Source organism: Pseudoalteromonas sp. SWN166, from assembly GCF_015864485.1.
In the GTDB taxonomy this organism is placed as follows: Bacteria; Pseudomonadota; Gammaproteobacteria; order Enterobacterales; family Alteromonadaceae; genus Pseudoalteromonas.
The window spans coordinates 24,620-51,279 of the sequence record NZ_JADYXB010000001.1 but is presented as its reverse complement, the minus strand read 5'-3'; the positions used below and the strand labels follow the sequence as shown (position 1 = coordinate 51,279).

At 39.7% G+C, this 26,660-nt stretch carries 25 protein-coding genes and 1 riboswitch; of the genes, 18 read left to right on the top strand and 7 right to left on the bottom strand.

Translation table 11 applies throughout. The features are described 5' to 3' along the window. The first annotated feature begins 26 nt into the window (after positions 1 to 26). The 5 genes from I6F49_RS00260 to I6F49_RS00240 all read left to right on the top strand — a co-directional run bounded on the left by I6F49_RS00260 (position 27) and on the right by I6F49_RS00240 (position 6,940). Positions 27 to 1,121 carry a PQQ-dependent sugar dehydrogenase gene (locus tag I6F49_RS00260; protein WP_197177949.1) on the top strand — a complete coding sequence of 365 codons (1,095 nt, stop codon included), beginning with the start codon at positions 27 to 29 and terminating at the stop codon, positions 1,119 to 1,121. A 10-nt stretch (positions 1,122 to 1,131) separates the two neighbouring features. Continuing rightward, a complete protein-coding gene (gene parC, locus I6F49_RS00255) occupies positions 1,132 to 3,426 on the top strand; it encodes a DNA topoisomerase IV subunit A (protein WP_197177948.1) in 2,295 nt (764 codons plus the stop codon). A gap of 162 nt (positions 3,427 to 3,588) precedes the next feature. Then, positions 3,589 to 4,302 carry a 1-acylglycerol-3-phosphate O-acyltransferase gene (locus I6F49_RS00250; RefSeq protein WP_024590693.1) on the top strand — a complete coding sequence of 238 codons (714 nt, stop codon included), beginning with the start codon at positions 3,589 to 3,591 and terminating at the stop codon, positions 4,300 to 4,302. Continuing rightward, positions 4,302 to 4,637, top strand: coding sequence for a ribonuclease E inhibitor RraB (rraB, locus tag I6F49_RS00245; RefSeq protein ID WP_007585369.1), 336 nt, complete (start codon positions 4,302 to 4,304; stop codon positions 4,635 to 4,637). Before I6F49_RS00250 ends, rraB begins: the two co-directional genes overlap by 1 nt. Positions 4,638 to 5,752: 1,115 nt before the next feature. Continuing rightward, entirely contained in the window at positions 5,753 to 6,940 is a 1,188-nt protein-coding gene (locus I6F49_RS00240; protein WP_197177947.1) for a polysaccharide lyase family 7 protein, read from the top strand. Between the two features lie 90 nt (positions 6,941 to 7,030). Here I6F49_RS00240 and I6F49_RS00235 read toward each other — a convergent pair whose 3' ends face one another. Continuing rightward, the gene (locus tag I6F49_RS00235) at positions 7,031 to 8,002 is read right to left on the bottom strand and encodes a zinc transporter ZntB (RefSeq protein WP_166419729.1); all 972 of its coding nucleotides are present in this window, start codon (positions 8,000 to 8,002) and stop codon (positions 7,031 to 7,033) included. Between the two features lie 286 nt (positions 8,003 to 8,288). On the opposite strand from I6F49_RS00235, the gene I6F49_RS00230 reads away from it, so the two are divergent. Genes I6F49_RS00230 through I6F49_RS00220 form a run of 3 tightly spaced genes read left to right on the top strand, consistent with a single transcriptional unit; the run spans position 8,289 to position 10,676 of the window. Further along, positions 8,289 to 8,723, top strand: a complete 435-nt coding sequence (locus I6F49_RS00230; RefSeq protein WP_166419730.1) for an ATP-dependent zinc protease family protein — start codon at positions 8,289 to 8,291, stop codon at positions 8,721 to 8,723. Positions 8,724 to 8,725: 2 nt separating this feature from the next. Beyond that, on the top strand, positions 8,726 to 9,631 hold the full coding sequence (gene rimK, locus I6F49_RS00225; protein WP_002961977.1) for a 30S ribosomal protein S6--L-glutamate ligase: 906 nt from the start codon (positions 8,726 to 8,728) through the stop codon (positions 9,629 to 9,631). Further along, entirely contained in the window at positions 9,618 to 10,676 is a 1,059-nt protein-coding gene (locus tag I6F49_RS00220; RefSeq protein ID WP_197177946.1) for a succinylglutamate desuccinylase/aspartoacylase family protein, read from the top strand. Before rimK ends, I6F49_RS00220 begins: the two co-directional genes overlap by 14 nt. 108 nt (positions 10,677 to 10,784) lie before the next feature. On the opposite strand, the gene I6F49_RS00215 is transcribed toward I6F49_RS00220, so the two are convergent. From I6F49_RS00215 to recQ, 4 genes are all read right to left on the bottom strand, one after another. Beyond that, positions 10,785 to 11,357, bottom strand: a complete 573-nt coding sequence (locus I6F49_RS00215) for a mechanosensitive ion channel domain-containing protein (protein WP_166419732.1) — start codon at positions 11,355 to 11,357, stop codon at positions 10,785 to 10,787. Between the two features lie 68 nt (positions 11,358 to 11,425). After that, positions 11,426 to 13,135: a ShlB/FhaC/HecB family hemolysin secretion/activation protein gene (locus tag I6F49_RS00210; protein WP_197177945.1), complete on the bottom strand. Its 1,710-nt coding sequence runs from the start codon at positions 13,133 to 13,135 to the stop codon at positions 11,426 to 11,428. A gap of 171 nt (positions 13,136 to 13,306) precedes the next feature. Then, on the bottom strand, positions 13,307 to 13,591 hold the full coding sequence (locus I6F49_RS00205) for a DUF3630 family protein (RefSeq protein ID WP_166421312.1): 285 nt from the start codon (positions 13,589 to 13,591) through the stop codon (positions 13,307 to 13,309). A 7-nt stretch (positions 13,592 to 13,598) separates the two neighbouring features. Continuing rightward, positions 13,599 to 15,422 (bottom strand): DNA helicase RecQ, encoded by a 1,824-nt coding sequence (gene recQ, locus I6F49_RS00200; protein ID WP_197177944.1) that lies wholly within the window; start codon positions 15,420 to 15,422, stop codon positions 13,599 to 13,601. Between the two features lie 201 nt (positions 15,423 to 15,623). On the opposite strand from recQ, the gene I6F49_RS00195 reads away from it, so the two are divergent. Further along, a complete protein-coding gene (locus I6F49_RS00195) occupies positions 15,624 to 16,079 on the top strand; it encodes a thioesterase family protein (RefSeq protein ID WP_197177943.1) in 456 nt (151 codons plus the stop codon). A gap of 51 nt (positions 16,080 to 16,130) precedes the next feature. Beyond that, positions 16,131 to 17,048: an EamA family transporter RarD gene (gene rarD / locus I6F49_RS00190; protein WP_166421310.1), complete on the top strand. Its 918-nt coding sequence runs from the start codon at positions 16,131 to 16,133 to the stop codon at positions 17,046 to 17,048. A 16-nt stretch (positions 17,049 to 17,064) separates the two neighbouring features. On the opposite strand, the gene I6F49_RS00185 is transcribed toward rarD, so the two are convergent. Both I6F49_RS00185 and I6F49_RS00180 read right to left on the bottom strand, forming a co-directional pair. Continuing rightward, positions 17,065 to 18,300: a GGDEF domain-containing response regulator gene (locus tag I6F49_RS00185; protein ID WP_197177942.1), complete on the bottom strand. Its 1,236-nt coding sequence runs from the start codon at positions 18,298 to 18,300 to the stop codon at positions 17,065 to 17,067. A gap of 85 nt (positions 18,301 to 18,385) precedes the next feature. Continuing rightward, positions 18,386 to 18,760, bottom strand: coding sequence for a DUF413 domain-containing protein (locus tag I6F49_RS00180; protein WP_166421308.1), 375 nt, complete (start codon positions 18,758 to 18,760; stop codon positions 18,386 to 18,388). A gap of 91 nt (positions 18,761 to 18,851) precedes the next feature. Between I6F49_RS00180 and I6F49_RS00175 the strand changes: the two genes are divergently transcribed. The 8 genes from I6F49_RS00175 to ung all read left to right on the top strand — a co-directional run bounded on the left by I6F49_RS00175 (position 18,852) and on the right by ung (position 26,596). After that, positions 18,852 to 19,724, top strand: coding sequence for a LysR family transcriptional regulator (locus tag I6F49_RS00175; RefSeq protein ID WP_007583736.1), 873 nt, complete (start codon positions 18,852 to 18,854; stop codon positions 19,722 to 19,724). A 166-nt stretch (positions 19,725 to 19,890) separates the two neighbouring features. Further along, positions 19,891 to 20,823: a porin gene (locus I6F49_RS00170; RefSeq protein ID WP_197177941.1), complete on the top strand. Its 933-nt coding sequence runs from the start codon at positions 19,891 to 19,893 to the stop codon at positions 20,821 to 20,823. A 103-nt stretch (positions 20,824 to 20,926) separates the two neighbouring features. Beyond that, positions 20,927 to 20,992: riboswitch (cobalamin riboswitch) on the top strand. 185 nt (positions 20,993 to 21,177) lie between these two features. Continuing rightward, entirely contained in the window at positions 21,178 to 21,990 is an 813-nt protein-coding gene (locus I6F49_RS00165) for an ABC transporter ATP-binding protein (RefSeq protein ID WP_197177940.1), read from the top strand. A 1-nt stretch (position 21,991) separates the two neighbouring features. Then, on the top strand, positions 21,992 to 22,996 hold the full coding sequence (locus I6F49_RS00160; protein ID WP_197177939.1) for a FecCD family ABC transporter permease: 1,005 nt from the start codon (positions 21,992 to 21,994) through the stop codon (positions 22,994 to 22,996). 4 nt (positions 22,997 to 23,000) lie between these two features. Next, positions 23,001 to 24,485 carry a cobyric acid synthase gene (locus tag I6F49_RS00155; RefSeq protein ID WP_197177938.1) on the top strand — a complete coding sequence of 495 codons (1,485 nt, stop codon included), beginning with the start codon at positions 23,001 to 23,003 and terminating at the stop codon, positions 24,483 to 24,485. Next, on the top strand, positions 24,478 to 25,077 hold the full coding sequence (gene cobO, locus I6F49_RS00150; protein WP_197177937.1) for a cob(I)yrinic acid a,c-diamide adenosyltransferase: 600 nt from the start codon (positions 24,478 to 24,480) through the stop codon (positions 25,075 to 25,077). The genes I6F49_RS00155 and cobO overlap by 8 nt, the downstream gene beginning before the upstream one ends. After that, a complete protein-coding gene (locus tag I6F49_RS00145) occupies positions 25,077 to 25,937 on the top strand; it encodes a cobalamin-binding protein (RefSeq protein ID WP_197177936.1) in 861 nt (286 codons plus the stop codon). The genes cobO and I6F49_RS00145 overlap by 1 nt, the downstream gene beginning before the upstream one ends. Then, the gene (gene ung / locus I6F49_RS00140; RefSeq protein WP_197177935.1) at positions 25,934 to 26,596 is read left to right on the top strand and encodes a uracil-DNA glycosylase; all 663 of its coding nucleotides are present in this window, start codon (positions 25,934 to 25,936) and stop codon (positions 26,594 to 26,596) included. Before I6F49_RS00145 ends, ung begins: the two co-directional genes overlap by 4 nt. Positions 26,597 to 26,660: the final 64 nt, after the last annotated feature.

Here is a 26,660-nt window from a genome sequence, read left to right as displayed (position 1 = left end):
CCTGTGCTTAACACTAGGAGAGGCGAATGAAAAAGCTACTAGGAAGTTTACTGTTACTTGGGCTGACTACCGCTCCTGTAATGGCGAAAAATATACTCGATAAGCTCACAGTAGCACCGGGATTTGAAATAAGTTTATTTGCAAACGATGTAGAAAATGCACGTCAAATAGCCGTTTCAAAAAAAGGTATTGTGTATGTTGGCTCTCGCAAAGCGGGCAACGTATATGCGCTTATTGATCATAATAGCGATGGCGTAGCAGATAAAAAAATTGTTGTGGCTAAAGGCCTAAACATGCCCTCTGGCATAGCAATTAAAGATGGCGATTTATACGTAGGTGAAGTGCATCGTATTATTCGCTTTAAAAATATTGATACCCAATTAAAAGATCCAAAATTTGATGTGGTTTATGACGCATTACCGAGCGAGCGTCATCATGGTTGGAAAATTTTACGTTTTGCACCAACGGGCGAGCTAATCATTCCGGTGGGTGTACCGTGTAATATTTGTGCTGAGGATGAACGTTTTGGTCGTATTTTTGCGCTTAATGTAGAAACAAAACAAATAAAAACAATAGCCAAGGGCGTTAGAAACACCGTCGGTTTTGATTTTCATCCAGCTACTCAAGCTTTATGGTTTAGTGATAACGGTCGCGACATGATGGGCGATGATATTCCGCCTGATGAGTTAAACCGTGCAACGCAAGAAGGTGAGCATTTTGGTTTTCCGTATGTTCATGCCGGTGCAATTATTGACCCTGAGTTTGGTGAAGGTAAAAATATTGCCGATTACACGTCGCCAGCTCTTGCACTTGCTGCGCATGTAGCGCCACTGGGTATTCATTTTTATAACGGTAAGCAATTTCCAGCAAGCTATAAGCAACAATTATTTGTTGCTGAACATGGCTCATGGAACCGTTCTAAAAAGTCAGGTTATAAAATAGGGCTAGCAACAATTGAAGTAGGTCGCGTAACTAAATATACGCCATTTATTACTGGCTTTATGAAAGACGAAACAACATTTGGACGCCCTGTTGCATTTGCAGAATTAGGTGACGGCAGTCTGTTAGTAAGCGATGATTACGCCAATGTAATCTACCGTGTAAGCTATAAGAAAAACTAGGTAAGCTTTAATGAGTGATACAGATACCTTGCTAATGCAAGGAATTGAGCAACAAACAATGGGGCGTTTTACCGAAGACGCCTATTTAAATTATTCCATGTACGTGATCATGGACCGCGCCTTACCGCATGTAGGTGATGGTTTAAAACCAGTACAGCGTCGTATTATTTATGCGATGAGCGAGCTGGGTTTGTCGGCTAACGCTAAGTACAAAAAATCAGCCCGTACAGTGGGTGACGTGCTTGGTAAGTACCATCCACACGGCGACAGTGCATGTTACGAAGCGATGGTATTAATGGCGCAGCCGTTTTCTTACCGCTACCCTTTGGTAGATGGACAAGGAAACTGGGGTGCGGCAGATGACCCTAAATCGTTTGCAGCAATGCGTTATACCGAAGCGCGTTTATCTAAGTTTTCAGAAGTACTATTAAAAGAGCTTGGCCAAGGCACCGTAGATTGGACACCAAACTTTGATGGTACAATGGATGAGCCTGTTGTACTGCCTTCTCGTTTACCGCATATTTTACTAAACGGTATAACGGGTATTGCCGTAGGTATGGCAACCGATATTCCGCCACATAACGTACGTGAAGTGGCTAGTGCATGTTGTTTATTACTTGATAAACCAAAAACAGAGCTTGAAGAATTACTTGAGCTTGTACATGCACCAGATTACCCAACAGATGCTGAAATAATTACTCCAAAAGCCGATATTCATAAAATATATAAAACCGGTCGTGGGTCTATCAAAATGCGTGCGGTTTATACCGAAGAGCATGGCGATATTGTTATTACAGCGCTGCCGCATCAATGTTCTGGTGGTAAAGTACTTGAGCAAATTGCAGCGCAAATGAACGCTAAAAAATTACCAATGATTGCCGATTTACGTGACGAGTCAGATCACGAAAATCCAACACGCATTGTAATTATTCCGCGCTCAAACCGCATTAAAGCTGAGCCATTAATGGCGCATTTATTTGCAACCACCGATCTTGAAAAAAATTACCGCGTAAACTTAAACATGCTAGGCCTAGATGGCCGTCCGCAAGTTAAAGACTTACGCTGTATTTTAAGTGAGTGGCTAATATTTAGACGCGAAACAGTGCGTCGTCGTTTGCAGTATCGTTTAGATAAAGTATTAGCACGTCTACATATTTTAGAGGGTTTGCTAGCCGCCTTTTTAAATATTGATGAAGTGATTGAAATCATTCGCAGCGAAGATAAACCAAAGCCTGTATTAATGGAGCGCTTTGATTTAACTGATACGCAAGCAGAAGCAATTCTAGAATTAAAACTTCGTCATTTAGCAAAACTTGAAGAGTTTAAAATTCGTGGTGAGCAAGACGAACTGGCTAAAGAACGTGATAAATTAGCGCAAATTTTGGGCTCAGAACGTCGTATGTCGACACTGCTTAAAAAAGAAATTCAAGAAGCCGCTGAAATGTACGGTGACGATCGTCGCTCACCAGTGATTGAGCGCTCAGAAGCGAAAGCACTTAACGAAAAAGATTTAATTCCGTCAGAGTCAGTTACTGTTGTGCTATCAGACAAAGGTTGGGCACGCGTTGGTAAAGGTCATGACTTAGATGTACAAGGCTTAAATTATCGCTCAGGTGATGCCTTTAGAGCCTCGGCTCGTGGTAAGAGTAATCAACCTGCGGTATTTTTAGATTCAGCAGGGCGGGCGTTTGCAACCGATGCCCATAGTCTACCTTCGGCGCGAAGCCAGGGGGAGCCAATGACAGGTCGTTTTAACTTAACACCAGGCGCTAATTTTGAGCACGTGGTAATGAGTGAAGACGAGCAAGTATTGCTTATGGCGTCAGATGCAGGTTACGGCTTTATTACCGACTTCAAAGACTTGGTTAGTAAAAATAAAAACGGTAAAGCGCTCGTAAGTGTCCCTAAAGGTGGAATATTACTTTCTCCTATTAGAGTGAACGATGTTGCTAGCGATTACTGTATGGCTATTTCTAACGAAGGTCGAATGCTTTTATTCCCGCTGCGAGACTTACCAAAATTAGGTAAGGGTAAAGGTAATAAAATCATCTCTATACCAGGTGCTAAAGTACAAGCCCGTGAAGAGTTTGTAAAAGTGCTTGCTGTTGTACCACTAGGTAGCAGTGTTACGCTTCATGCTGGTAAGCGTAAACTAACACTTAAACCAAGTGATTTAGAGCATTATCATGGTGAGCGAGGACGTAGGGGTAATAAACTACCGCGTGGCTTACAGCGTGTTGACGAAGCTGTTGTTGAGCTAACACCTCAAGATGATGAACCAATAGACGTTATTAGCGAAGAGTAGCCAATTACTTTTTTGTATAAATAAAAACGGTCTGCATTTGCAGGCCGTTTTTGTTTTAAAATAAAGAGCTTAAATATTTCAGCGTACACTTGTGCGCTATTGACTCGTTTGTGTCACAAAATAACGCTATAATAATTATAATTCATTTTTGGAGAAGCCCATTTGCTAGCTGTTATACGCGTTTTTATTATGCTGCTGTTTATATTATTCAGTTGTATTTTTGGTTTATTACTTTCGATTGTAAGACCATTTCACCCTAATAATGTACATATTATAGCGGGTTGGTTTGGCTCAATGGCTAAAATGGTTGGCGTTAAGCTAGTTCTAACACGTCATAAAGATGCCGTTGATCCAGGTCCTGCAGTTTATGTTGCTAATCATCAAAATAGCTACGACTTATTTACAGTGCCAGCAATGGTGCCAAAAAACTGCGTAAGTTTGGGTAAAAAGAGCTTAAAGTGGATCCCATTTTTTGGTCAGCTTTATTGGTTGTCGGGTAATATATTAATAGACAGATCGAATCGCTCCAAAGCGGCAGGAACTATCTCAAAAGCAGCCGAAAAAATTAAAAATAATGGCTTATCTGTATGGATGTTTCCAGAAGGCACACGAAGCTATGGAAGAGGGTTACTACCATTCAAAACGGGTGCATTTCACACCGCAATGAGCGCAGATGTACCCATAATTCCGGTATGTATGAATACAACACATAAAACCATTAAGCTAAATCGTTGGGATAATGGTACAATTCACATCGAAATGTTAGCGCCTATACCGCTTGATAAAGAAATTAGCGCGCGTGAGCATGCTAAAAGCGTGCATAGCATTATGGCTGCTAAAATAACTGAATTAGATGCTCAAGTGAGAGAAAAATAATGGAAAACTGGCGTGAAATAAGTGAAGACATCGTAAGTTCACTACTTGAAGATGGGTCAGACCCTGAAATACTTTATGAAGTAGAGCACCACTTTGTGTGTGAAGACTTTCCTAAGTTAGAGCAAGCTGCACTTGCTGCTTTTAAATTGGGTTACGATGTTGAAGAACCAGCAGAGCTTGAGCTTGAAGACGGTAACAAAATTTGGAGCTTTGACATTGTAGTTGAAGCTGAGCTAGACGTAGACGTTATTATGGAAGACGTTGATAAGCTAGCGCAACTAGCCGTTGAGTGCGAAGTTGAGTACGATGGTTGGGGTACTTACTTTCAAGAGTAATTAGCTGACTGTTATAAAAAAGACGATCATTGCAAAGTGCTCGTCTTTTTTAATGCCTGTAAAAGCGTGCTACCAAACATGCGCTTCCCCTAGGTTTTTTTCTAGGGACGATTAACTCTTTGTTGCCTAAATGGATGTGGTAAGGGGCGTGAACAGGACGCGGAAGCTTTGCTCGGTTTTTACTTATTTTCACATGGAAGTAAGCCAGTAGCGTAACGCAGGAGTAGTTACCGAGCCAGCTAGGTTACAAACCCCGCGCCGCGATTTAACCGCCCCCTAGATTAAACTAATTTCAATCCGCAAAGGACAACATGCCGAGTTCTGCTAAAACTTTTAATTCGAACTAAATCAAATCAACCTTCTAGGTGTTTTCAATAGTTTATTTAAAACTTATTGGTATGTTTTGTACAAATATTATTAATAAATTATCTATAGAAAATAAAATATCCACCTTCACTGAGCTCAAACACCTCTTAAATTTTCTAAGCTACCCTTCACTAATATAATAATACTTTCATCTTTAAATTCTTATTTCAAATGCATTTCGTTCTGCCATTATTAAATTTTATTTTATATAAACAGTCTAAATTAATTGGTTAACCAGTGGTATTCTAGTTAATTAAACTGAACGTAAGCTTTACTGCATAAAATAAAATGAAAACCAATTTTGTTATTACAGGAAATGCGATTTTTGAATTTTTAATAAATTACCAATTAAAGTTTTATTTAATGCTTTTTCATTATTTTATATTTTTCCCTTATCTGGGTTTTGTTGTTTTTTTACGGTGATTTATTTTAAGTCTCTGTTTTTATTTGTTTTTATTATATGTTGATTTAATGAATCTAAATGAAATCAATACTTATTACCTATTAAATAAATTGTTGCAAATTTATTACAAGCAATATAACTTGTGTCTCAGCCCAGCTGGCAATAATCATTGGTAATATTTATTTGTAAACCAGGAGCGGTTTTTTTACATTTAACTTATTACCAATTACACATAAAAACACAAGTTAAAACCTATTTGCAGGCGGTGATCTAGGCTCAAGTGAAATACTCATTTATAGCCATGTAGTAAGATTTTTTCATGTACAGGTTTGGAGAAATAAAGATAATGATTAACCAAAAATCCCTATTTATGCTTGCAGCAATGACTGCTAGCTCAAGTTTTGTACAAGCGGCAACTGTTAATAATGCTGGATTTGAAGATGGTTGGAATAACTGGAATGAAACAGAACCAGCGGCTATTTCAGGTAGTGCTTACAAGGGCTCTAAATCATTAAAAATTCAAGGTAGTCCAGGGCGTGTTTACCAGAATGTAGATGTAGATCGAAATACTCAGTACACGTTAAGTGCGTACGTACTTGGCAAGGGACAAATCGGCATTAATGATCTTAATGGTTTGTTTAAAAGTGAGAAATTTAACGTTTCTTCGTGGACAAAAGTATCTAAAACTTTCACTACAGCTAGCACTAATTCATTGCAAGTATTTGCTAAGCATGACAATAGCTCAAACGATGTTCGCTTTGACAGCTTTTCATTAACTAAGGGAAGTTCTTCTGGCGGCGGAGACTCGGGTGGTGGTGATACTGGCGGTGGCGACACTGGTAGTGGTTCCGGCATAGCAAGCAATATCACCAACGGTAGTATTTTTGACCTTGAAGGTAACGATCCTCATCCATTAGTAAATAGCGACACTTTAGAGTTTGTACCTCTAGAAGCGCGTCATATTACTCCAAACGGGAATGGCTGGCGTCATGAATATAAAGTAAAAGAAAGTGCACGTGTTGCAATGACCGAAACCTATGAGGTTTTTGAGGCAACTGTAAAAGTTGAAATGTCAGATGGTGGTAAAACGATTATTTCTCAGCACCACGCTAGCGATACGGGTACTATTTCAAAAGTATATGTTTCAGATACAGATGAATCAGGCTTTGATGATAGCGTAGCGGATAACGGAATTTTTGACGTTTATGTTCGCTTGCGTAACACCAATGGTAAAGAAGAAAAGCATGCACTGGGTACTATCAAAAGTGGTGGTTCATTTAATCTAAAAGTAGTTAATAATTACGGTGATGTAGATGTGGCTGCATTAGGTACTACCTTTGGTATTCCGGTAGAAGATGATTCAGAATCTTACTTCAAGTTTGGTAATTACCTACAATCACAAGACCCGTACACACTAGATGAATGTGGCGAATCAGGTAACTCAGATTCATTTAAAGAGTGCTTTAAAGATTTAGGAATTACAAAAGCTAAAGTGACAATGACTAACGTTAGTTATACGCGTAAAACTAACTAATTAATTATTTAGTTATTAAGTAGTTTAAAAGGCCACTCAGTTTAAAGTTGAGTGGCTTTTTTTAATACTTTTTAAATGTATAAAATTAATTTATAACCATTTTTTATTTTTAAAATACACACCAATACCGCCAGTAAGTACAATCAAAAATATAACAAACGCACTAAATGCATAGGGGCTCTCGGTACCTGGAATACCTCCTACGTTTACACCTAACAGGCCGGTTAAAAAGCCTAAAGGTAAAAACAATGCAGCCACAACCGACATTACATACATACGCTGATTTAATTGCTCAGACACTTGGTTAGTGATTGTTTGCTGAATGATTTGCGCACGTTCAATAGAGCTGTCCAGTTCCTCTAAATAACGAATAAGTAAGTTAGTGGTTTCGTTAAGCTTTGCTTTATCGTCATCTAGTAGCCACGGATAGTGATTATTTACCATTGAGCTGAGTGCTTCTTTTTGCGGTTTTAAATAGCGCTTTAAAGCGATGGTTTGGCGGCGCAATTGCGATAAACCTTGGTTATCAAATTTTTTGCTTGGCTCATCTATTTCTTCTTCAAATTCGTCAAGTGTTTCATCTAGTGAGTCTATAACGCTTTGCATACGTGAGGTTAGTTTTTGCGTTATAGAGCATACAAGCTCAGAAATATTGCATGGGCCTTTATTTTCATTTAAACAGGCCAGTGTATCTTGCACCGATAGTAAACGGCGCTTACGGGTGGTAATTAAAATATTTTCGCTGATGAATAAACGGATTGAAACCATGTCTTCAGGGCTTTGTGCTGGATTTAAATTAACACCTCGTAAAAATAACATGTGCCCATTAGTTGTGGCCGTAATGCGCGGGCGTGTTTCATCAGCAATTAAAGAATCTAGCTCGTAATCGGTTAGGTGAGACTGTGCTTTTAACCAGTCGACGGCTTCACTTTGGCTATAATCCATATGAACCCAAAGTTTACCTTGGCCTGGTTGCCAGCTATTTAGCTCATTAGTGCTTTCAATAGAGCGTGCGCCACCTTTTTCGTCAAGCACAAGGGCATGTAGTAAACCATTAATCATAATTAATTCTCATAATAGTGTATTTTTAATACTGTTAACTATAGTGTATCTACTTAGTTGCTTACAGACTTACCTTTACTTTTAATAAGTTAAGTTTAAATCGCAAAAAATATGCAGAGCCTCTGTGCTGAGTAAAGTGACATAAAGTACTACTTAGCAAGGCGCGCATTGTGTGACCAGTTGCTTAAAAAGATCAATTTAATTTACTAATCGACTAGATAAATTTATTTCGTTGGTGTTTTTTTGCCTGTAGCGTATAAGTCACTTTTTTATTAAGGGCACATTTATGACAGCAAAGATCACAGTTGGTTGGCGTGAGTGGTTAAGTTTACCTGAGCTTGGCATCAACGAGATAAAAGCAAAAATTGATACAGGCGCTCGCACTTCATGTATTCATGCAATTAACATTGAAGAGTATGAAGAAGATGGCGAAAAATGGGTTAAATTTACAGCCCAACCACTGCAAGATGATGAGCAAACTCAAATTATTTGCAGAGCAAAAGTTAAAAAAATGAAGTACGTAACCAGCTCAAGTGGGCAAAAAGAGTTACGCTACTTTATAGAAACTACATTGCATGCAGGCGAACATAGTTGGCCGATAGAGCTTACTTTAACAAGCCGTGCAACAATGAAGTTTAGAATGTTATTAGGGCGTACAGCCATGGAAAATCGTATAGTCGTTGACCCGGCTTTATCTCAACTATTAGGTCGTAAGGTTTAACTATGAAAATTGGTATTTTATCTCGCAACAGAAAATTATATTCAACACGTCGCTTAATTGAGGCGGCAGAGGCACGCGGTCACGAAGTTAAAGTGATTGATGCATTGCGCTGTTATATGAATATAAACTCTGAGCAACCAGAAATTCACTATCGCGGTGAAAACTTAAAAGAATTTGACGCAATCGTCCCGCGTATTGGTGCATCGGTTACATTTTATGGCTGTTCGGTACTTCGTCAGTTTGAAATGATGGGTGTTTACCCTGTAAATGAATCAGTCGCTATTTCTCGTTCGCGCGATAAATTACGCTCACTTCAGTTACTTTCGCGCAAAGGCGTTGGTATGCCAGTAACAGGTTTTGCTAGCAAACCAGATGATGTAAAAGACTTACTAGAAATGGTAGGCGGTGCACCTGTTGTAATTAAATTACTTGAAGGCACACAAGGCATTGGTGTTGTACTTGCTGAAACACGCAAAGCGGCAGAAAGCGTTATTGAAGCATTTATGGGCTTAAAAGCTAATATTATGGTTCAGGAATACATTAAAGAAGCGGGTGGTGCCGATATACGTTGTTTCGTATTAGGCGATAAAGTAATAGCAGCAATGAAGCGCCAAGCACAAGAAGGTGAGTTCCGCTCTAATCTTCACCGTGGCGGTAGTGCTACATTAGTTCGTATTACTCCAGAAGAACGTAAAACGGCAGTAGCGGCGGCTAAATCAATGGGCTTGAACGTAGCGGGAGTTGATTTACTTCGCTCATCTCGTGGACCACTTGTGATGGAAGTAAACTCATCACCAGGTTTAGAGGGCATTGAAATAGCAACAGGTAAAGACATTGCAGGCATGGTGATTGATTTCATCGAAAAAAATGCTTCAAGTAAAGGAACAGCAACACGTGGCAAAGGTTAAAATTAACCGTCCTTTTTCCTTATTAGGAGAGAGTGTAGGCGTAGGCGAGCGTAAAACACTTGCCTTAGAGGCAGCTAAACTTTATACCCATTCACCACTTAATATTCCTATTGAAGTGGTTAACGGTGTAATGGAAGGTCCTGTGCTTATGGTGTGTGCGGCTATTCATGGTGATGAGCTAAATGGCGTAGAAGTTGTGCGTCAATTAATTGCTAAAATAGACCCAAGCCAACTGCGCGGTACAATAATCGCTGTGCCTATTGTGAATGTGTTTGGCTTTATTCATAAATCGCGTTACTTACCAGACAGACGCGATATGAATCGTAGCTTCCCAGGTTCTGAGCGTGGCTCACTTGCTGGGCGTATGGCTTATATGTTTTTTAATCAAGTGGCAATACATTGTACCCACATTATTGATTTACATACTGGCGCTATTCATCGAACTAACTTACCGCAAATTCGCGCTAACTTAGCTGATGAAGCAACCGCGGAAATGGCTAAAGCATTCGGCACGCCAGCAGTTATAGATGCATCATTGCGTAATGGCTCATTACGAAGTGAAGCTGCAAACCTAGGTATCCCGGTTATAACCTATGAAGCTGGTGAAGCACTGCGTTTTGATCCAATCGCAATTGCGGCCGGTGTACAGGGTGTTGATTATGTTATGCGTCATTTAAAAATGATCCGTGGCAAGCGTCCTAAAAAGTTACCAGATCCTATTATTGCAGGTTCAACTAGTTGGATACGTGCCGAAGTTGATGGCATTGTGCGTGCACAAGTATCACTAGGGGAGCATGTAACTAAAGGGCAAGTACTTGCTTATATTAGTAGCCCACTAGGTGACTCTGAGCTTGAGCTTTTAGCGCCTAAAGGCGGTATTGTTATTGGTCAGCAAACTATGCCGCTGGTAAATGAGGGGGATGCAGTATTCCATCTTGCGTACTTTGCTAGTGATAATAGTTTAGTAGAGCAACAGCTAGAGAACTTTATTGACGAGATAAACGATTTAGATGAAGAGCTTAAAACAGCTGAGCTAAATAACTAATAGCTAAACTAAATTCTGTTTAGCTAAGCATTAAAAAGCCGCAGTAGGTAATTAATTACTTACTGCGGCTTTTTTGTGAGTATTGCTTTATAAACGATGCTTTTTAAACTATGTTTTTTTAGGGCCAATAATGCGCTTTATAACGGGAGCTTTTGTTGGCTTTGGTTCTTTATTTAAAACCATGACAGGGCGTGTCACAAAAAGATTGTTAGGGTAAATTACACGGTGCCCATCAATGTGTTCAAGCACAACATTCATTAAGCCCATTTCAACAATGCGGCCTTCAACATGATTCGCACCATCAATAATGCGTACCCAATAGCCAACACGGCAGTCGTTTTGAATAAACATCAGTAAAAATGCGGTAAGGTTACTCAATAGCGACCACGCGGCAAAAAGTGCTACGCCTAACATGGCAAATAAAGAGGAGCCTAAAACCAATAAGCCACGCAGCTCTATACCCCAAAATACTAAAACTAAACACAGCACGACAAAGGCGAGTATAATTTTTAGTAGCAGCTCTGCACGATATTTTCGGTGCAAATCTACTTTTCCCTTAATCGCTTTTTCGAGTAAATTTTTGGTTATTTTTAATAGCAGAGGGAAAGCCAAAATAGCGATTATAGTGACAATTAATTTATATTGTGATGCAAACAATTCTAAAAATTCTATTATTTCCACATTAGACCCTGAGCTTTCATAACAATTTAGTTAAATTATAAGTGCTTAGTTTAACGCGTTTGTATTATTTAAAAAGTGTTTTTAACGCTCACTAACCACTGTACTGAGTCCACATCGTCGTAGCTATCAATGGGGGCTGCAATATCAATGTGAATCATAGTGCCTGAGTTTGCACGACTCGGTGCTAAACGAAGACCAACACCTACATTTTTTAATACATGTGCGTTTTCGCCATTATTTTCATCGTTAAACCATGCTCGGCCTACGTCCACAAAAGCGGCTCCACCCACTTTAAATAGTTGCAGTAAATCGTACTCCCAGTAATAACGTTTTTCTAGATTAACTAAAAAACTACGGTCGCCATGTTGATAATCCATAGGGTAACCACGCAGGCCAGTTTCGCCGCCTAAAGTAAGCTGCTTATCGGCGGTTAAATTTTTAGCATATTGGACTCTGGCTTTTACATACCAAGATTGGTCTTCACTGGTATTTAAATAATATTGTACTTGGCTGGTGGCCATAAAGTTTTCGAGCTTTTTCTGTTCTTTATTCCAATAGCCATCAATATCAGCACTAAAGCGCCACAATGTTCTATCGGTGGTAAAGTGCGCTTTTTTAAAGTTAAATGAATACACCGCGCGGCTATCGTCATTACTTAATGACTCGTCTGAATAACCAATTAAGCTTTTAATATTCCAGCCTAAATTTAAATCTTCTGTGCGAGATATGCTGTCAAAGTTTCGTACTTTTATGTAGTTATCTTCAAACCAATGGCCGCTTATAAAGGGGTAGCTTAAGCTTCTGTCATCGGCAAGTGGTGCAAAGGTCGTGTCTATCGCTTCAAAGGTATGTTGCTCATCGGTATAGCCTAAGGTTAAGCGCTGGGTCCAATTATTATTAAGCGCTTTAGAGTGCCCGATAAATGCACGGTTTAAATCGGTAGTTTGATCAAATTCACTAAACTCTTCGCCGCGTTTATATAGCGACTCTTCGCGCTGCTCAGAATAGCTTAAAATACCGTAACTAAAAGGAGTGTCTATCGCGTAAAATGGATAGGTTAGCTCAAGCAAATGGCGCTTACCGTCGCTGTTATCAGCGTATTCTAATCGACCTCGGTAACGTGTAGATAAAATATTAGGATCGTCGTAAACAAATAAGTAGCCGCTTCTGTCACTGTCGGTCGTACGAGATAAAGAAAGACGCTTACCCCAGCCAAGCAGGTTTGATTCTCTAAAGCCTATACTCGATTTGTTTTCTCCGCCGCTACGGCTAAAGTTTACTTCAGGTAAAAGTGTCCATAAATCGCGGGTAACCACCTCTACGTTAACGTCGCCGTCGCAGTTTTCGGTTGCACTAATTTGGGCAGCATATAAGTAACTTTCTTTACGAAGTAAACGCTCAGACTCGGCAAGTTTTTTAGCATCGTACTTGTCACCAGGGGAGAATAATAAAAGGTTATTTATTACATCGGGTTCTGTTTGAATATGAGCGCGGTTGGCAAATCGAAATAAGGCATTATTTTCCTCTTCAAGCTCAGTATTAAATACATTAAGTTGTTTGAGCTTTATTGAGGCTATTTTAGCGTTATTGCTACTGTGCGAGAGGGTTGTTTTGTCTTGAACTTCTCGGCGTAAGTTTTTATTTGTGCTTAAATCTGTCTGTTCTACAAGGCAGTTATCAGTTTTCGTTGAAGATTGTTGTGCGAATGCATTAGGCACATAAAAGCTTAAAACCGTTAAGCTAATACAACATTGTGCTATCCATTTCTTGTTCACCATTAAACCTCTTTACTGCTACGTAGCAAATGACTATCGTAATATCAGCTTACATCATTGTTATTATAATGTAAGTAAAAGGTATGGATTTTGAAACTAATTAATTGTTACTCATATTCACTTTTGTTAATAATCAATTTATTTTAGAACAGTCTGTGCGCTGGGCATTAAAAGCTAGCTTAAATAAAATGCTAAAGCGGCTAATAAGTGCTCAGCTTCATGGCCTTCGGCATTAATCCAAATACTTTGGCTGTAATGCTCATAGTTTAAATTAAAGGTCAGCTGATTATAGGTAAAGCGAACTTGATGGCGATCGGCGCCTGCAGAGTATTCGTTGATGGTTACATCATCTGAGTGTAAAAATAGGGTACTCCACAGCTCAAAGTCTTCATCGTGTGGAGGCTCGACTGGCGTAATTAAAATGTATTTATGGGCGTGGTCATATTCTATTTGGGTCATAACATTCTTAATTTGTAGCTAGGTAATTGCGAATTGCAGTTAAAAATTCGCCGCCGTACTTATTTAACTTAGTAAAACCGACACCCGACACTTTTAAAAATTCACTGTCGTTTGTTGGCATAAGCTGCGCCATTTCGGCTAACGTTTTATCATTAAATACAACATAAGGTGGTACATCGTCGGCATCAGCAAGCTCTTTACGTAGTGCGCGTAGGCGAGCAAACAATTTTTTGTCGTAATTAAATTGCGCTAACTTATCTTGATAAACGTGTTTGGCTTGCAGGCGTGGCTCGGCTAACTGCAGTGCGTACTCACCTTTTAAAATGGCACGCGCGGCTTCTGTTAATCTAAGTGACGCACCTTGCGTAATATCTTGGCTAAGTAAGCCTTGATGAATAAGCTGGCGTAAAATACTAAGCCAAAATTCACTGCTTTTATCTTTGCCTATACCGTAAGTGCTTAGCTCATGATGATTGTTATCGCGTATGCGGCTAGTATTTGCACCACGTAGTAATTCAACAATGTACCCAAGACCAAAGCGCTGCTCAGCTCTATACACACACGAAAGTGCTTGCTGGGCAACTAGCGTACCATCAAAGCTTTTTGGCGGATTTAAGCAAATATCGCAGTTGCCGCAAGGCTCACGTTGATACTCACTAAAGTAATTAAGTAATATTTGCCTACGACATGTTTGCGCTTCAGCAAAACTTGCCATCGCGTTAAAGCGTTGCTCTTCTACGCGGCGACGTTGTTCGTCGTCTATGTCTTCAAAAAAGCGCCTTACACGGCCAATATCAGCTGGATCAAAGTACATTATGGCTTCTGCGGCAAGTCCATCTCGCCCAGCACGCCCCGTTTCTTGATAGTACGACTCTATACTTTTTGGAATATCGTAATGCAGTACAAAACGCACGTTAGGCTTGTTTATACCCATACCAAAGGCAACGGTTGCGACCACTATTTGTATATCGTCACGGGCAAAACCAGTTTGTACAAATTGTCGTTGCTCGTTACTCATACCAGCATGGTAAGCGGCGGCGTTTAGCCCTGCATCAGCCAATTTTTCGGCAATGTCGTCTACACGTTTACGGCTGGTACAATAAATAATACCGCTTTGGCTTTTTTGCTCTTTTAAGTAGCGAAGCAATTGCACCATAGGTTTAAACTTTTCTTCTATGGTGTAGCGAATATTAGGTCGATCAAAGCTGCCAGTATGAATATAAGGCTGTTGTAGTTTTAGTTGCTCAACTATATCAAAACGGGTGGCTTTATCGGCAGTTGCAGTCAGCGCCATCATAGGAATATGTGCAAAGCGCTGCTTTAATTCGTTTAAGCGGAAGTAGTGCGGTCTAAAGTCGTGACCCCAATGCGATACACAGTGCGCCTCGTCTATTGCAAATAAATTCACATTTAAATGCGACAAACGCTCTAAAAACTCGCGTTGTAATACTTTTTCAGGTGCTACATATAAAAGCTTAATTTGCCCCTGATGAAGCTGTTGATACACCAATTGCTGCTCTTCTCGCGCTAAGCTGTTATTAACGTAAGCGGCTTTTACTCCAAGTGCTTGCAGTTGCGTTACCTGATCTTGCATTAGCGATATAAGCGGAGATATAACAATAGTTACACCTTCAAGCACTAAAGCAGGAATTTGGTAGCACACCGATTTTCCGCCACCGGTGGGTAGTAATACCAGTGAGTCTTGGCCATTAATAGCAGCATCAATAACTGTTTTTTGACCGTCGCGAAATTCACTGTAGCCAAACACTTGTTTGAGGACAGTTTCGGGTTTACGCACTAGTGTGCTCGAAGAGGGAGTTGATGTATTCATTGGCGGGTATTTTAGTGGTTTTTTAGTGAGATGTCTTTAGCTGAGTTACTTAACCTTACCCCTATTGTAAGTAAATTTAACTCTGCTAGTGTTGAGATAGCTTTTTAATATCAGGCCTGTTGTAAATACTTAACGAGAGTCTCGTAGTTTGGCTCAAGTTATGCTTTACTCATCGTACCAGTTTATACATAGAGAATAATAATGAATAAAGAAATGTTAATTGAACAAGTCGGCGCATTGTTTGTAAATGGTATGCCCTTTAATCAGTTTTTAAATATCTCGGTTGAGTCACTTACTCCAGAGCAAGCAAAAATAAGTTTTCCTTGGCAAGATGTATTTATAGGAAACCCTGCGCAAAAAATATTACACGGTGGCATTATTTCAGCCGTTCTCGACAACGTAGGAGGCATGCTCGCGGCAGCGAGTGTAATTGATAAATTAACCGATATAGACATTAAGAGTGTACAGCAAAAGCTAGCAACCCTTGGCACTATTGATTTACGAACCGATTATTTGCGCCCAGGAAAAGGAGAGAGCTTTATAGCGAGCGCCACACTTATTCGCTCAGGTAATAAAGTCTGCGTGTGCAGAATGGAATTACATAACGAACAGTCTGTTCAAATTGCTTTTGGGACTGGCACGTATTTAGTTGGATAAAACACCTACGGCAAGTAAACTGTCGGCCTTTTAAATCATTAAGTGTTTATTATGTCGATTGATACCGAGCAGCGTAAAGGTGCTATTTTTGCTTGTCTTGCTTTTTTAATGTGGGGCCTTGCGCCAATATATTTTAAGTTAATTCAGCATGTTACTGCCTTTGAGATTTTAATGCATCGGGTTGTTTGGTCGGTTGTATTTTTAGTACTAGTAGTAAGTGTTTTAAAGTATTGGGATAAAGTTAAACGCATCATTGTTCAGCCTAAGCTTTTGCTTATGCTTGTTATTACCTCTGCACTGCTTGGCTTTAACTGGGGTTTATTTATATGGGCTATAAATAATAACCACATACTTGATGCAAGTTTGGGATACTACATAAACCCTCTTTTAAATGTATTGCTGGGTATGCTCTTTTTAGGCGAACGCTTACGTAAGTTTCAAGGCGTAGCAGTAGCACTTGCCTTTAGTGGTGTTGTACTGCAGCTAATTAGTTTTGGCTCGTTTCCGGTAGTGGCATTTTCACTGGCTATATCGTTTGCACTTTATGGTTTATTACGTAAAAAGTTACCGGTTGAAGCCTTACCGGGTATTTTGCTAGAAGCACTTATATTGCTGCCTGTGGCACTAATTTATTGGTGGTTAATGGTGCCTACACCAACATCAAGCCTGCCAGCTAACGATTGGCATACTAATGCACTACTTATAAGTGCAGGCATTGTCACTACACTACCGTTGTTGTGTTTTACCGGAGCCGCCAAACGCTTGCAGTACACTACACTGGGCTTTTTTCAGTACATTGGGCCAAGCCTAATGTTTATATTGGCAGTGGTGTTTTACGGGGAAGTATTTGACGCTGAGAGATTAGTTACGTTTGCATGTATTTGGAGTGCACTGGCTATTTTTAGTTGGGACTCTTATCATCAATCACGCAAACGTAAAAAAGCGGCTATTACAGCCGCAGAAGTATGATTAACTAATAGAATGGTCAACTAACTACTTTATTACGACCAGATTCTTTAGCGTCGTAAAGCTTCAAATCGGCCTGTTTTAATAATTCATCAATTTGATAAACAGGCCCATCTGCAAAACCAATAGATATAGTAAACTTGATTTTTTCTTTACTAAACTCTTGGCTATTCATTTCTATAAAATACCTAAAGCCTTCAAGCCTTTTTAAGGATTCTTGCTTATCAGCATCTGCAAAATAAACCGCAAATTCTTCTCCGCCTAAACGTGCAACTAAATGTTTTTCAAAATACTTACTAAAACAGATTGATAGTCCTTTTAATACTTCGTCGCCTACATCGTGTCCGTATGTGTCGTTAATCGCTTTAAAATGATCAATATCAAGCATGGCTAAAGCAGCACAACCTTTAGTACGTTTAATTTTCTTTAATGACTTTTCAGCTTCTTCGAAAAAGTAACGGCGGTTTGGTAAATTAGTAAGGTAATCAGTATTAGCCTGTCGTTTTATGGTGGCCATAAGTTCTAACATATCGACGTTTTGACTTAGACGGCAATAAAATTCTTCATTATTGAAAGGTTTATGCAGATAATCATTTGCGCCATTTTTTAAAAACAAAGTTGATAAATCAGACGAGTCTGCGGCTGAAATACCTATAATCACTTTTTCATCGTTATTATATAAACGGCGAATTTCGGTACACAATTCATCACCGTTCATATTTGGCATTTCATTATCAGTGATAATAACCGAGATGTCAGGAGCAGCTTCAAGCATCGCAAGTGCTTCTTTTCCATCTTCTGCTTGTAATATTTGATATTTATGGCGTGCAAGTAAATTACATATATAACTTCGTGTAGAGGCTAGATCGTCAACAACGAGTACTTTTACATTTTCGTTGCGAGTTAGTCTCAGTAATTGCTTTTCTAAATATTGGTAAGCTTGTTTGTTTTCTTTAATGATGTAATCGATGATTGGATATTTTTCTACTGTATCGCGAGTTTTTTTATCAATATTACCTGTCATTACAATCGTTGGAATGTCAGCATTTACAGTGCAAGGTACTGCCTCGCCAGACGGGGCATCTGGTAAAATAAAATCGACTACAGCGCAAAAGTAACTGTTTTTACTTATTAGTTCTTTTGTTTGTGCTAATGACTCTGCTATATCAACTGCATACCCTGCTTTAAGCGCGATATGCTTTTGCACTCGCGCCATTGCAGGTGTATCTTCAACTATTAGTATTTTTCGCGTCACGTAACACCTTGTTTATATTTTGCAAAATGATTTGCTTATATAAGTTGTAACTGTTAAAACGCAAAAAAGCAAATAACTTAAGTACTTACAGGTTATCAGCTTCTGAATAATACTCTTGGCTAATTGGTGCTGGTCCTGACATTTTTGAGCGGCCAAACAAGGTATGAAACTTACTTTTGCAGGTCGTTAGCTTTAAATATTTTACCCAAGCACGTTCAATTGGGTTAGTCGGTTCTTGTGAGCCAGTGACTACTGCTACAAACTGTTCTTGATGTTCGTTTTGCGGCTCAATTGTTTTGCTATATAAGCCTCTTAAAACAACACCGTGTTGTTCTAATATACTGGCTTCTAATAAGGTGAAGTTTCCGCTGCGGCCAAAACCACGTGGAAAATTCTGATCATCATAAAATTGACGTTGGCTAACAAATGCTTGGCGTAGTAATGAAATGTTATTGCTCATAGCTTTATCCTCATACCCTATTAATTAGCTGGAGTATGATGCAAGTTTGGCAATTTATTAAACAAATTATTTTTATCGTGAGGATAAAAAATTGGATATCGATTTATTAAAAACATTTGTTGAAGTAGTGCGTACGCGTCACTTTGGTAAAGCGGCCGAAAACCTTTATATTACGCAGTCTGCAGTGAGCTTTAGAATTCGCCAATTAGAGCAAGGGCTTGGGGTTAATTTGTTTATTCGCCAGCGCAATAATATTCAACTTACCGCACCGGGGGAGCGTTTATTACCTCACGCTCAAATGATTATTACAGGTATGCAGCGCGCCAAAGTAGATGTTGCACTTGCCGATAATATGCATAAGCAAATTAGCTTAGCAGGAACGCCTAATATTTGGGATGCTTTTTTACAGTTTGGTATAACAAATATTGTATCGGCAATGCCGGGCGTGTCGTTGGTTGCAGAAGTTAAAGCACAGCAAGAAAGCACACGGCTTTTATTAGAGCGCACTCTCGATTTGGCTATATTATTTGATCCACCAAAAGTAGATGAACTCGTAGTAGAGCGTATTTGTGAGTTACCCATTATTCCAGTAAGCGGATACGACACGGCTACCAACGAAAACTTTTTTGATAATCAATATGTGTATGTTGATTGGGGAACCACTTTTTCACTTTGGCATGCGCGCCAATTTACCGGTAAAACGCCTCCTTACTTTAGAACCAGCACAGGACGTATTGCGCTTGATTTAATACTGCAATGTGGCGGTAGTGCATTTATACCGCAAGTTTTGGTAGAAGGGCATTTAGAAAAAGGTGAGCTGTTTCATGTTAAAGGGGTAGAAAATACCTCGCGAGACGTATTTATTGCGTATCACAGAGACAACGAGCAAAAAGAGCTAATAGAAACCTTAGTTAATTTACTTTCGCAAATGACGCCAAGCTTGTCATTAAAGCAAGATAAGTAAGTACGGCCGTTTATTAAATTTTCATGTTATTTAGATTTCACATTTAATGCATTTTTATTAATTTAAAAAGACAAAAATGTTTCGGTTGTAATATTACTGTCATTTATCAATGACAAAATGCAGCTGTTTTAAAAATTAGTCTTTTGTGATTATCCAAGGAAATAACATGAAATTTGTAAAATCGAGCTTATGCTTAGCACTATTAAGTGGCTTATCTTTTAATGCACTTGCCGACGTAGATATTTACGGTAAAGCGAATGTAACAGTGCAATCGTCTGACGATGGCGAAGGGTCTTTTACTGAGATTAAAAGTAATGCATCTCGTCTTGGTGTTAAAGGTTCTGAAAAAATAAATGAGAGTTTAGAAGCCGTTTATAAGTTCGAATTTCAAGTTGATGTGTCTGATGCTGATTCAAAAGGCGATAACGACGATAATATTTCTGCGCGTAACCAATATGTTGGTTTAAAAGGTGCATTTGGCCAAGTTGTAATTGGTCGTAACGATACTGCGCTTAAGCAATCTCAAGGTAAGTTAGATTTATTTAACGACCTTGAAGGCGATATTAAAAATGTATTTAAAGGTGAAAACCGTTTAGGAAACACTGTTAGCTACTCATCAAACTCATACGAAGGCTTTAAAGTACTTGCTACTTTTGTAGCTGAAGACGATGTAGACGCTGATAACGGTTACTCAATGGCGGTTACTTACGGCGACGTTGCACTTAAAAAGAGCGCGGTATACGCCTCTATTGCAGCCGATAGCGAAGTAAATGGCTACGATGTAGTACGTGCTTCAATCCAAGGTAAAGTTGAAAACTTTAAGTTAGGTGCAATGTACCAAACACAAGAAAAGGTAGACGGCAGCGCAGAAGCAGACGGTTACTTATTAAATGCAGCGTACAGCATGGGTAACAACACATTTAAAGTGCAATACCAAGATATGGACTTTGACGACAGTGATGATAAGTCAGCAATTTCAGTTGGTATTGATCACAAATTAAATAAAAACATTAAAGTATTTGGCTTTTACTCAAGCTTCGACATGGACAACAACGTTGACCAAGATTACGTAGGCTTAGGTATGGAATACAAGTTTTAACGACTAGTCTAATTAGTTAGAGCACTCCCTTTTTAACCGCGCTCCTTTGAGCGCGGTTTTTTTTGCTTTAAATTATTTACCCGCCCATAATAGACCCTCATTTGGAATGAGGTGCAAATCCTCAACTATTCCCGTAACTGTAATTAGTACAACGCTTTAAGTCAGATACAAATGAGCAATACAAATCAGCATAAATATTTGAACAATTTAACGAATTAAATTTATCGCTTAATAAGTTCTATATCTAAGTAGATTGGTATAATTTTTTAACGAGCGGGTTTACTCATTTTTATTAATGCACTAGTTATTGTTAGTTGTATTGTTAGTGAGTACACGCCTACCAAGGACTCACTGTTGCACAATAAATCAGCGCTAAACACGCCTTTACTTAAGGTTAAAAATGTTTCGTGGGGGATTGCCAATAAAAGCATTTTAAATAATATTAATTTGCAAATATCGCCAGGTAAATTTGTGGGTTTAATTGGCCCAAATGGGGCGGGTAAGTCGAGTTTGCTGCGTTGCTTATATCGTTTTAACCGGCCAATATCAGGGCAGATTACTTTTAATAACCATGATATTTGGCAACTTAAAAGTGAAGATTATGCAAAGCAAGTCGCTGTGGTACTTCAAGAAACACCTTCGCAATTTAACTTAAGCGTATTTGATGTTATTGCACTTGGGCTAACGCCTCATAAATCGCTATTTAGCTCAATAACCAATATTGATAAACAAAAAATCATCCAAGCAATAAATACTGTAGGGCTTGAACAACACAGTAATCAAAGTTTCGAATCGCTCTCAGGCGGTGAAAAGCAACGTGCCTTGATAGCTCGTGCGATAGTCCAGCAACCTCAACTATTAATTATGGACGAACCAACCAGCCATTTAGATGTTAAATACCAAATACAAGTTATGGAGCTGGCTAAATCGTTGGGTGTTACTGTGTTTGCATCGTTTCATGACTTAAACCTAGCCGCTGCAATGTGCGATGAACTAGTCGTTATTAAAAACGGCGAAATTACGCATACAGGCACGCCAACTGAGGTATTAACTGAAAAGATGCTAGGTGATGTTTTTGGTGTCTGCGCCCAAGTAAATAGCCACCCGCAGTTATCTAAATCGGGAAGTAGCATTCCTCACATTACTTACTTTTATGGTTATGAATAATATGAGCGCAGTTAATACTCGTCACTCACTTGCACTATGTATAAGTATTGCAGCTGCTTTATTTAGCTTATTTGCTGCACTTAGTTTTGGCGCAGCAGAGACCTCACTTCAAGACGTATTAAATAGTTTTTTACTCTCAAATGATGCGTCTTTTAATACGCGAATTATTTACGAGCTAAGAATGCCACGCACGTTACTTGCCTTTTTAGCGGGCTCTGGTTTAGCCATTGCGGGGCTTATTTTACAAACAGTAACGCGTAACCCTTTAGCCGATCCTTACTTATTTGGTATATCGTCGGGTGCCTCTTTTGGGGTGGTGTTACTTATGGCGCTAGCAGGCATTAGCGCAGGCTTTATGCTATCGGCAGCAGCACTGCTGGGCAGCTTACTCGCTATGAGCTTATTAATACTCATAGCAGGCAGGCAGCAAAGTGGACAGGTAGAATCAATGTTATTAGCAGGTGTTGCGCTGTCATTTTTATTTAGTGCTTTTACTAGTTTGTTACTTTATTGGAGCGATCCTCAGGCGGTAGCTGCTATTTTATTTTGGACACTGGGCAGCTTTGCTCGTGCACAGTGGGCTACGCTTTGGTTGCCTTTATTGGTAATCACATTGTGTACGTTTGTAATGCTGAGCTTTAGAAGGCAACTCAATGCGATGTTACTTGGCGATGAAAGCGCAATTACATTAGGTGTTAGGGTGCAGCGCTTTAGAATACTTATGCTGGTTTTGAGCTCATTAATTACCGCTGTGCTGGTGGCTATGTGTGGTGGTATTGGGTTTGTAGGTTTAATGGTGCCGCATATTGTGCGCTTTTTTATATCCCAAGGCACCATCGCGGGATTGCTAGTAACCAGCTTAGTGGGCGGTACATTTATGGTGTGGGTTGATGTACTTTCGCGCTCCTTGCTAAAAAACCAAGAGCTGCCCGTAGGCGTTATTACTGCTGCTATTGGTAGCGTGTTCTTTTTAAGTTTATTGTTTTTTAGAAAGCGAAAGGTATAACGCTATGAAAACATTAATGGTGCAAGGCACTACATCAGATGCTGGTAAAAGCACCTTAGTTGCCGCCCTTTGCAGAGTGTTTGCTAAGCGTGGGGTAAAAGTGGCACCTTTTAAACCACAAAATATGGCACTTAATAGCGCTGTAACAAAAGACGGCGGCGAAATTGGTCGTGCACAAGCTTTGCAAGCAATAGCGGCTAAAGTAGAGCCCGAAATAGACTTTAATCCCATATTGCTTAAACCTAATAGCGACACGGGCGCACAAGTTATTATTCATGGAAAAGCCATTAGTAATATGGAAGCGGGAAAATATCACGACTATAAAAAAGTGGCGATGGATGCAGTAATTACCTCACATAACCGCTTAGCTAAACGCTTTGATTTACTCCTTGTTGAAGGGGCAGGTAGCCCCGCTGAAATAAACCTACGCGAAAACGATATTGCTAACATGGGTTACGCCGAAGAGGTAGATTGCCCTGTCATTATAATTGCCGATATAGACAAAGGCGGCGTATTTGCACACTTGGTAGGCACGCTTGCGTTGTTAAGCGAGTCAGAACAAGCGCGCGTAAAAGGCTTTGTTATAAACCGCTTTAGAGGCGATATAAGTTTATTGCAAGGCGGACTTGATTGGCTTGAAGAATACACAAATAAACCCGTACTTGGCGTATTACCTTATTTGCACGACCTAGCGCTTGATGCAGAGGACGCCGTTGCAATTGATAATAACGTAACCAATGCCACAATTAATATTGCAGTGTTGCTTGTACCACATATTAGTAACCATACCGATTTTGATGCACTGCGTTTGCACCCAAACATTAATATAAATTATGTGCGCCATACGCAAACGATCCCCGACGTTGATCTAATAATTATCCCAGGCAGTAAAAATGTGCTGGGCGATTTAAATTTTTTGAAAAATGAAGGCTGGGACACTCAAATTAAGCGCCACTTACGCTATGGTGGAAAAGTACTTGGCATTTGTGGCGGTATGCAAATGTTGGGCAATACGCTCAACGATCCCGAGGGTATTGAATCATCATTAAAGCAAGTAAATGGGCTTGCTCTATGCGATTTTGAAACCACGCTGACAGCACAAAAAGTATTAACCAAAATAACCGCTACACTACTTTTAAATAACCAACAAACACTCTGTAGTGGTTACGAAATACATGCAGGTATTAGCCAAGGTGCAGCGCTTAATAAGCCATTTTTAACCTTTGACGAAAACCACCCGAATGGTTTTACGTTTGATGGTTTTATTAGTGACGATAATGCTATTGCAGGCACCTATTTACATGGTTTATTTGATGAAGCCGATGCGACATCGCAAATTTTAAAATGGGTAAAGCCAAGCGCTACCATTAACCCTATTAGTATTGCCGCTCACCGCGAGCAGCAGTTAGAGCGCTTAGCAACCATGTGCGAAACGCATTTAAATATACAGCAAATTATCTCGATTTATGAAGGGCACAATAATGACTGAACAAAACAACGATAAGCACCAGCAGCGCCAGCAAAAAGTAAAAGAGCAAGTAGATGCGCGCGTTGCTGCCGCGCAAGATATAAAAGGTATTTTTCAGGTAATTACCGGTAATGGTAAAGGTAAATCAACCTCGGGTTTTGGCGTTGTAGCTCGCTGCGTAGGGCATGGTAAAAAAGCCGCTGTGTGCCAATATATTAAAGGCACTTGGGAGTGTGGTGAGCGTAATTTATTACAAGGTGCAGGCGTTGAGTTTGTAGTAATGAACACCGGTTTTACTTGGGATACACAAAACAAAGAAGCCGATACCGCCGCCGCGCAAGCCACATGGCAAGAGTCAAAACGTATGCTTGCTGATAGCAGTATTGATTTAGTATTACTTGATGAGCTTACGTACATGGTGACTTACGGTTACGTTGATTTAGATGAAGTAGTAACAGCGCTTAATAACCGCCCGCCAATGCAGTCGGTTATTATTACAGGGCGTGCAGCGCACCGCACTTTAACCGAACTTGCCGACACCGTAAGTGAAGTGCGTAATGTAAAACATGCATTCGATTCAGGCATAAAAGCGCTTGAAGGGTTTGATTACTAATGTTTAAAGCGTTTTTTATTGGGCTACTGTTTTTAAGTGTATCGGGCGGTGCACTTGCAGAGCAGGCTGAGGATTCTAAAAAGCTGCGAATAATTGCGCTTGCACCACATATAGTCGAAAACCTATTTGCCATAGGGGCGGGCGATAACATTGTGGGCACAGTTGATTATGCCGACTACCCTGCTGTGGCTAAAAATATTGAGCGAATAGGGGGTTATTATGGGGTTTCGCTTGAAAAAGTATTGGCGCTTAAACCCGACTTAGTTATTGCGTGGAAAAGCGGAAATCAAAGCGAAGATTTAGCCCAAATAGAACGTTTAGGCATAAAAGTGTATTTGAGTAATCCCACCACAATCGCTGGTGTAGCCGACGAGTTACTTACTTTTGGTGAATTTACAGGAAATATTGAGCAAAGCCAGCAAGTAGCAAGTGCATTTATTACTAAGCTCCAAAATATTAAAAAACAGCAGCAGGGCAAAAAAATAGTAACTGCGTTTTATCAATTATGGTCAGAACCGATGATGACAGTAGGTAAAAATACGTGGATAAGCCAACTGATTGAAACATGCCATGTAAGTAATGTATTTGCCGATAGCGTTACAGATTATCCGCAAATTAGTATCGAAAATGTCATTGTTACTAAGCCACAAGTTATTATTATCCCTGATGAAAAATCAAAAACACCACAACCGATTGTTAATTGGCAAAAGTGGCCAGAAGTGCCCGCTGTTAAAAATGATCAATTTATTAGCGTAAATGCCGATTTATTACATCGTTTTACCCCGCGTATGCTAGATGGACTTACGGATATGTGTGATAAAATAGACGCATCACGTAAACAGATTAAGAGTACACAATGAGCGATTGGGCCACATTTTTAAAAAGTGAATTACAGCAACCTTACATGCAACAAACGTTAGAGTATGTGGCTAATCGCCGCAATGAAGGCGTTGCTGTTTATCCGCCTGAACCTCAAGTGTTTAGCGCTTTTGAAGCCACAGCGCTTAATAACATTCGCGTTGTAATTTTAGGGCAAGACCCATACCACGGTGAAGGCCAAGCACATGGTTTGTGTTTTTCGGTATTGCCTGAAGTTAAAAAGCTGCCGCCGTCGCTTAAAAATATGTACAAAGAGTTAGCTACCGATATCAGCGGTTTTGCTGTTCCTGAACATGGGTACCTGCAAAACTGGGCAGATCAAGGCGTGTTTTTACTTAATACCGTACTGACCGTTGAGCAAGGGCAAGCGCATTCTCATAAGCATTTAGGGTGGGAGCAATTTACCGATAATGTAATAGCGCATATTAATAAACACTGCGAAGGTGTGGTATTTATTTTATGGGGTGCACATGCACAAAAAAAAGGTAAAGGCATAGATAGCGCTCGCCATCATGTTTTAAAAGGGCCGCACCCATCGCCGCTTTCGGCGCATAGAGGCTTTTTTGGTTGTCAGCATTTTTCAAAAACGAATGAGTTGTTACAAGCCCAAGGTGAAAAGCCGATTAACTGGCAGGTGTAAACAACCTGGGCTCTGAATAATAAATTTATCTCATACAGCTAATTTCAGCGCATTAAAAAAGGCT

Bases quoted from the DNA above. Each gene is read 5' to 3' on its own strand.
- I6F49_RS00260 (WP_197177949.1), top strand. From the start codon at position 27: ATGAAAAAGCTACTAGGAAGTTTACTGTTACTTGGGCTGACTACCGCT.
- parC (WP_197177948.1), top strand. From the start codon at position 1,132: ATGAGTGATACAGATACCTTGCTAATGCAAGGAATTGAGCAACAAACA.
- rraB (WP_007585369.1), top strand. From the start codon at position 4,302: ATGGAAAACTGGCGTGAAATAAGTGAAGACATCGTAAGTTCACTACTT.
- I6F49_RS00240 (WP_197177947.1), top strand. From the start codon at position 5,753: ATGATTAACCAAAAATCCCTATTTATGCTTGCAGCAATGACTGCTAGC.
- I6F49_RS00235 (WP_166419729.1), bottom strand. From the start codon at position 8,002: ATGATTAATGGTTTACTACATGCCCTTGTGCTTGACGAAAAAGGTGGC.
- I6F49_RS00230 (WP_166419730.1), top strand. From the start codon at position 8,289: ATGACAGCAAAGATCACAGTTGGTTGGCGTGAGTGGTTAAGTTTACCT.
- rimK (WP_002961977.1), top strand. From the start codon at position 8,726: ATGAAAATTGGTATTTTATCTCGCAACAGAAAATTATATTCAACACGT.
- I6F49_RS00210 (WP_197177945.1), bottom strand. From the start codon at position 13,135: ATGGTGAACAAGAAATGGATAGCACAATGTTGTATTAGCTTAACGGTT.
- I6F49_RS00205 (WP_166421312.1), bottom strand. From the start codon at position 13,591: ATGACCCAAATAGAATATGACCACGCCCATAAATACATTTTAATTACG.
- recQ (WP_197177944.1), bottom strand. From the start codon at position 15,422: ATGAATACATCAACTCCCTCTTCGAGCACACTAGTGCGTAAACCCGAA.
- I6F49_RS00195 (WP_197177943.1), top strand. From the start codon at position 15,624: ATGAATAAAGAAATGTTAATTGAACAAGTCGGCGCATTGTTTGTAAAT.
- rarD (WP_166421310.1), top strand. From the start codon at position 16,131: ATGTCGATTGATACCGAGCAGCGTAAAGGTGCTATTTTTGCTTGTCTT.
- I6F49_RS00180 (WP_166421308.1), bottom strand. From the start codon at position 18,760: ATGAGCAATAACATTTCATTACTACGCCAAGCATTTGTTAGCCAACGT.
- I6F49_RS00170 (WP_197177941.1), top strand. From the start codon at position 19,891: ATGAAATTTGTAAAATCGAGCTTATGCTTAGCACTATTAAGTGGCTTA.
- I6F49_RS00160 (WP_197177939.1), top strand. From the start codon at position 21,992: ATGAGCGCAGTTAATACTCGTCACTCACTTGCACTATGTATAAGTATT.
- I6F49_RS00155 (WP_197177938.1), top strand. From the start codon at position 23,001: ATGAAAACATTAATGGTGCAAGGCACTACATCAGATGCTGGTAAAAGC.
- cobO (WP_197177937.1), top strand. From the start codon at position 24,478: ATGACTGAACAAAACAACGATAAGCACCAGCAGCGCCAGCAAAAAGTA.
- I6F49_RS00145 (WP_197177936.1), top strand. From the start codon at position 25,077: ATGTTTAAAGCGTTTTTTATTGGGCTACTGTTTTTAAGTGTATCGGGC.
- ung (WP_197177935.1), top strand. From the start codon at position 25,934: ATGAGCGATTGGGCCACATTTTTAAAAAGTGAATTACAGCAACCTTAC.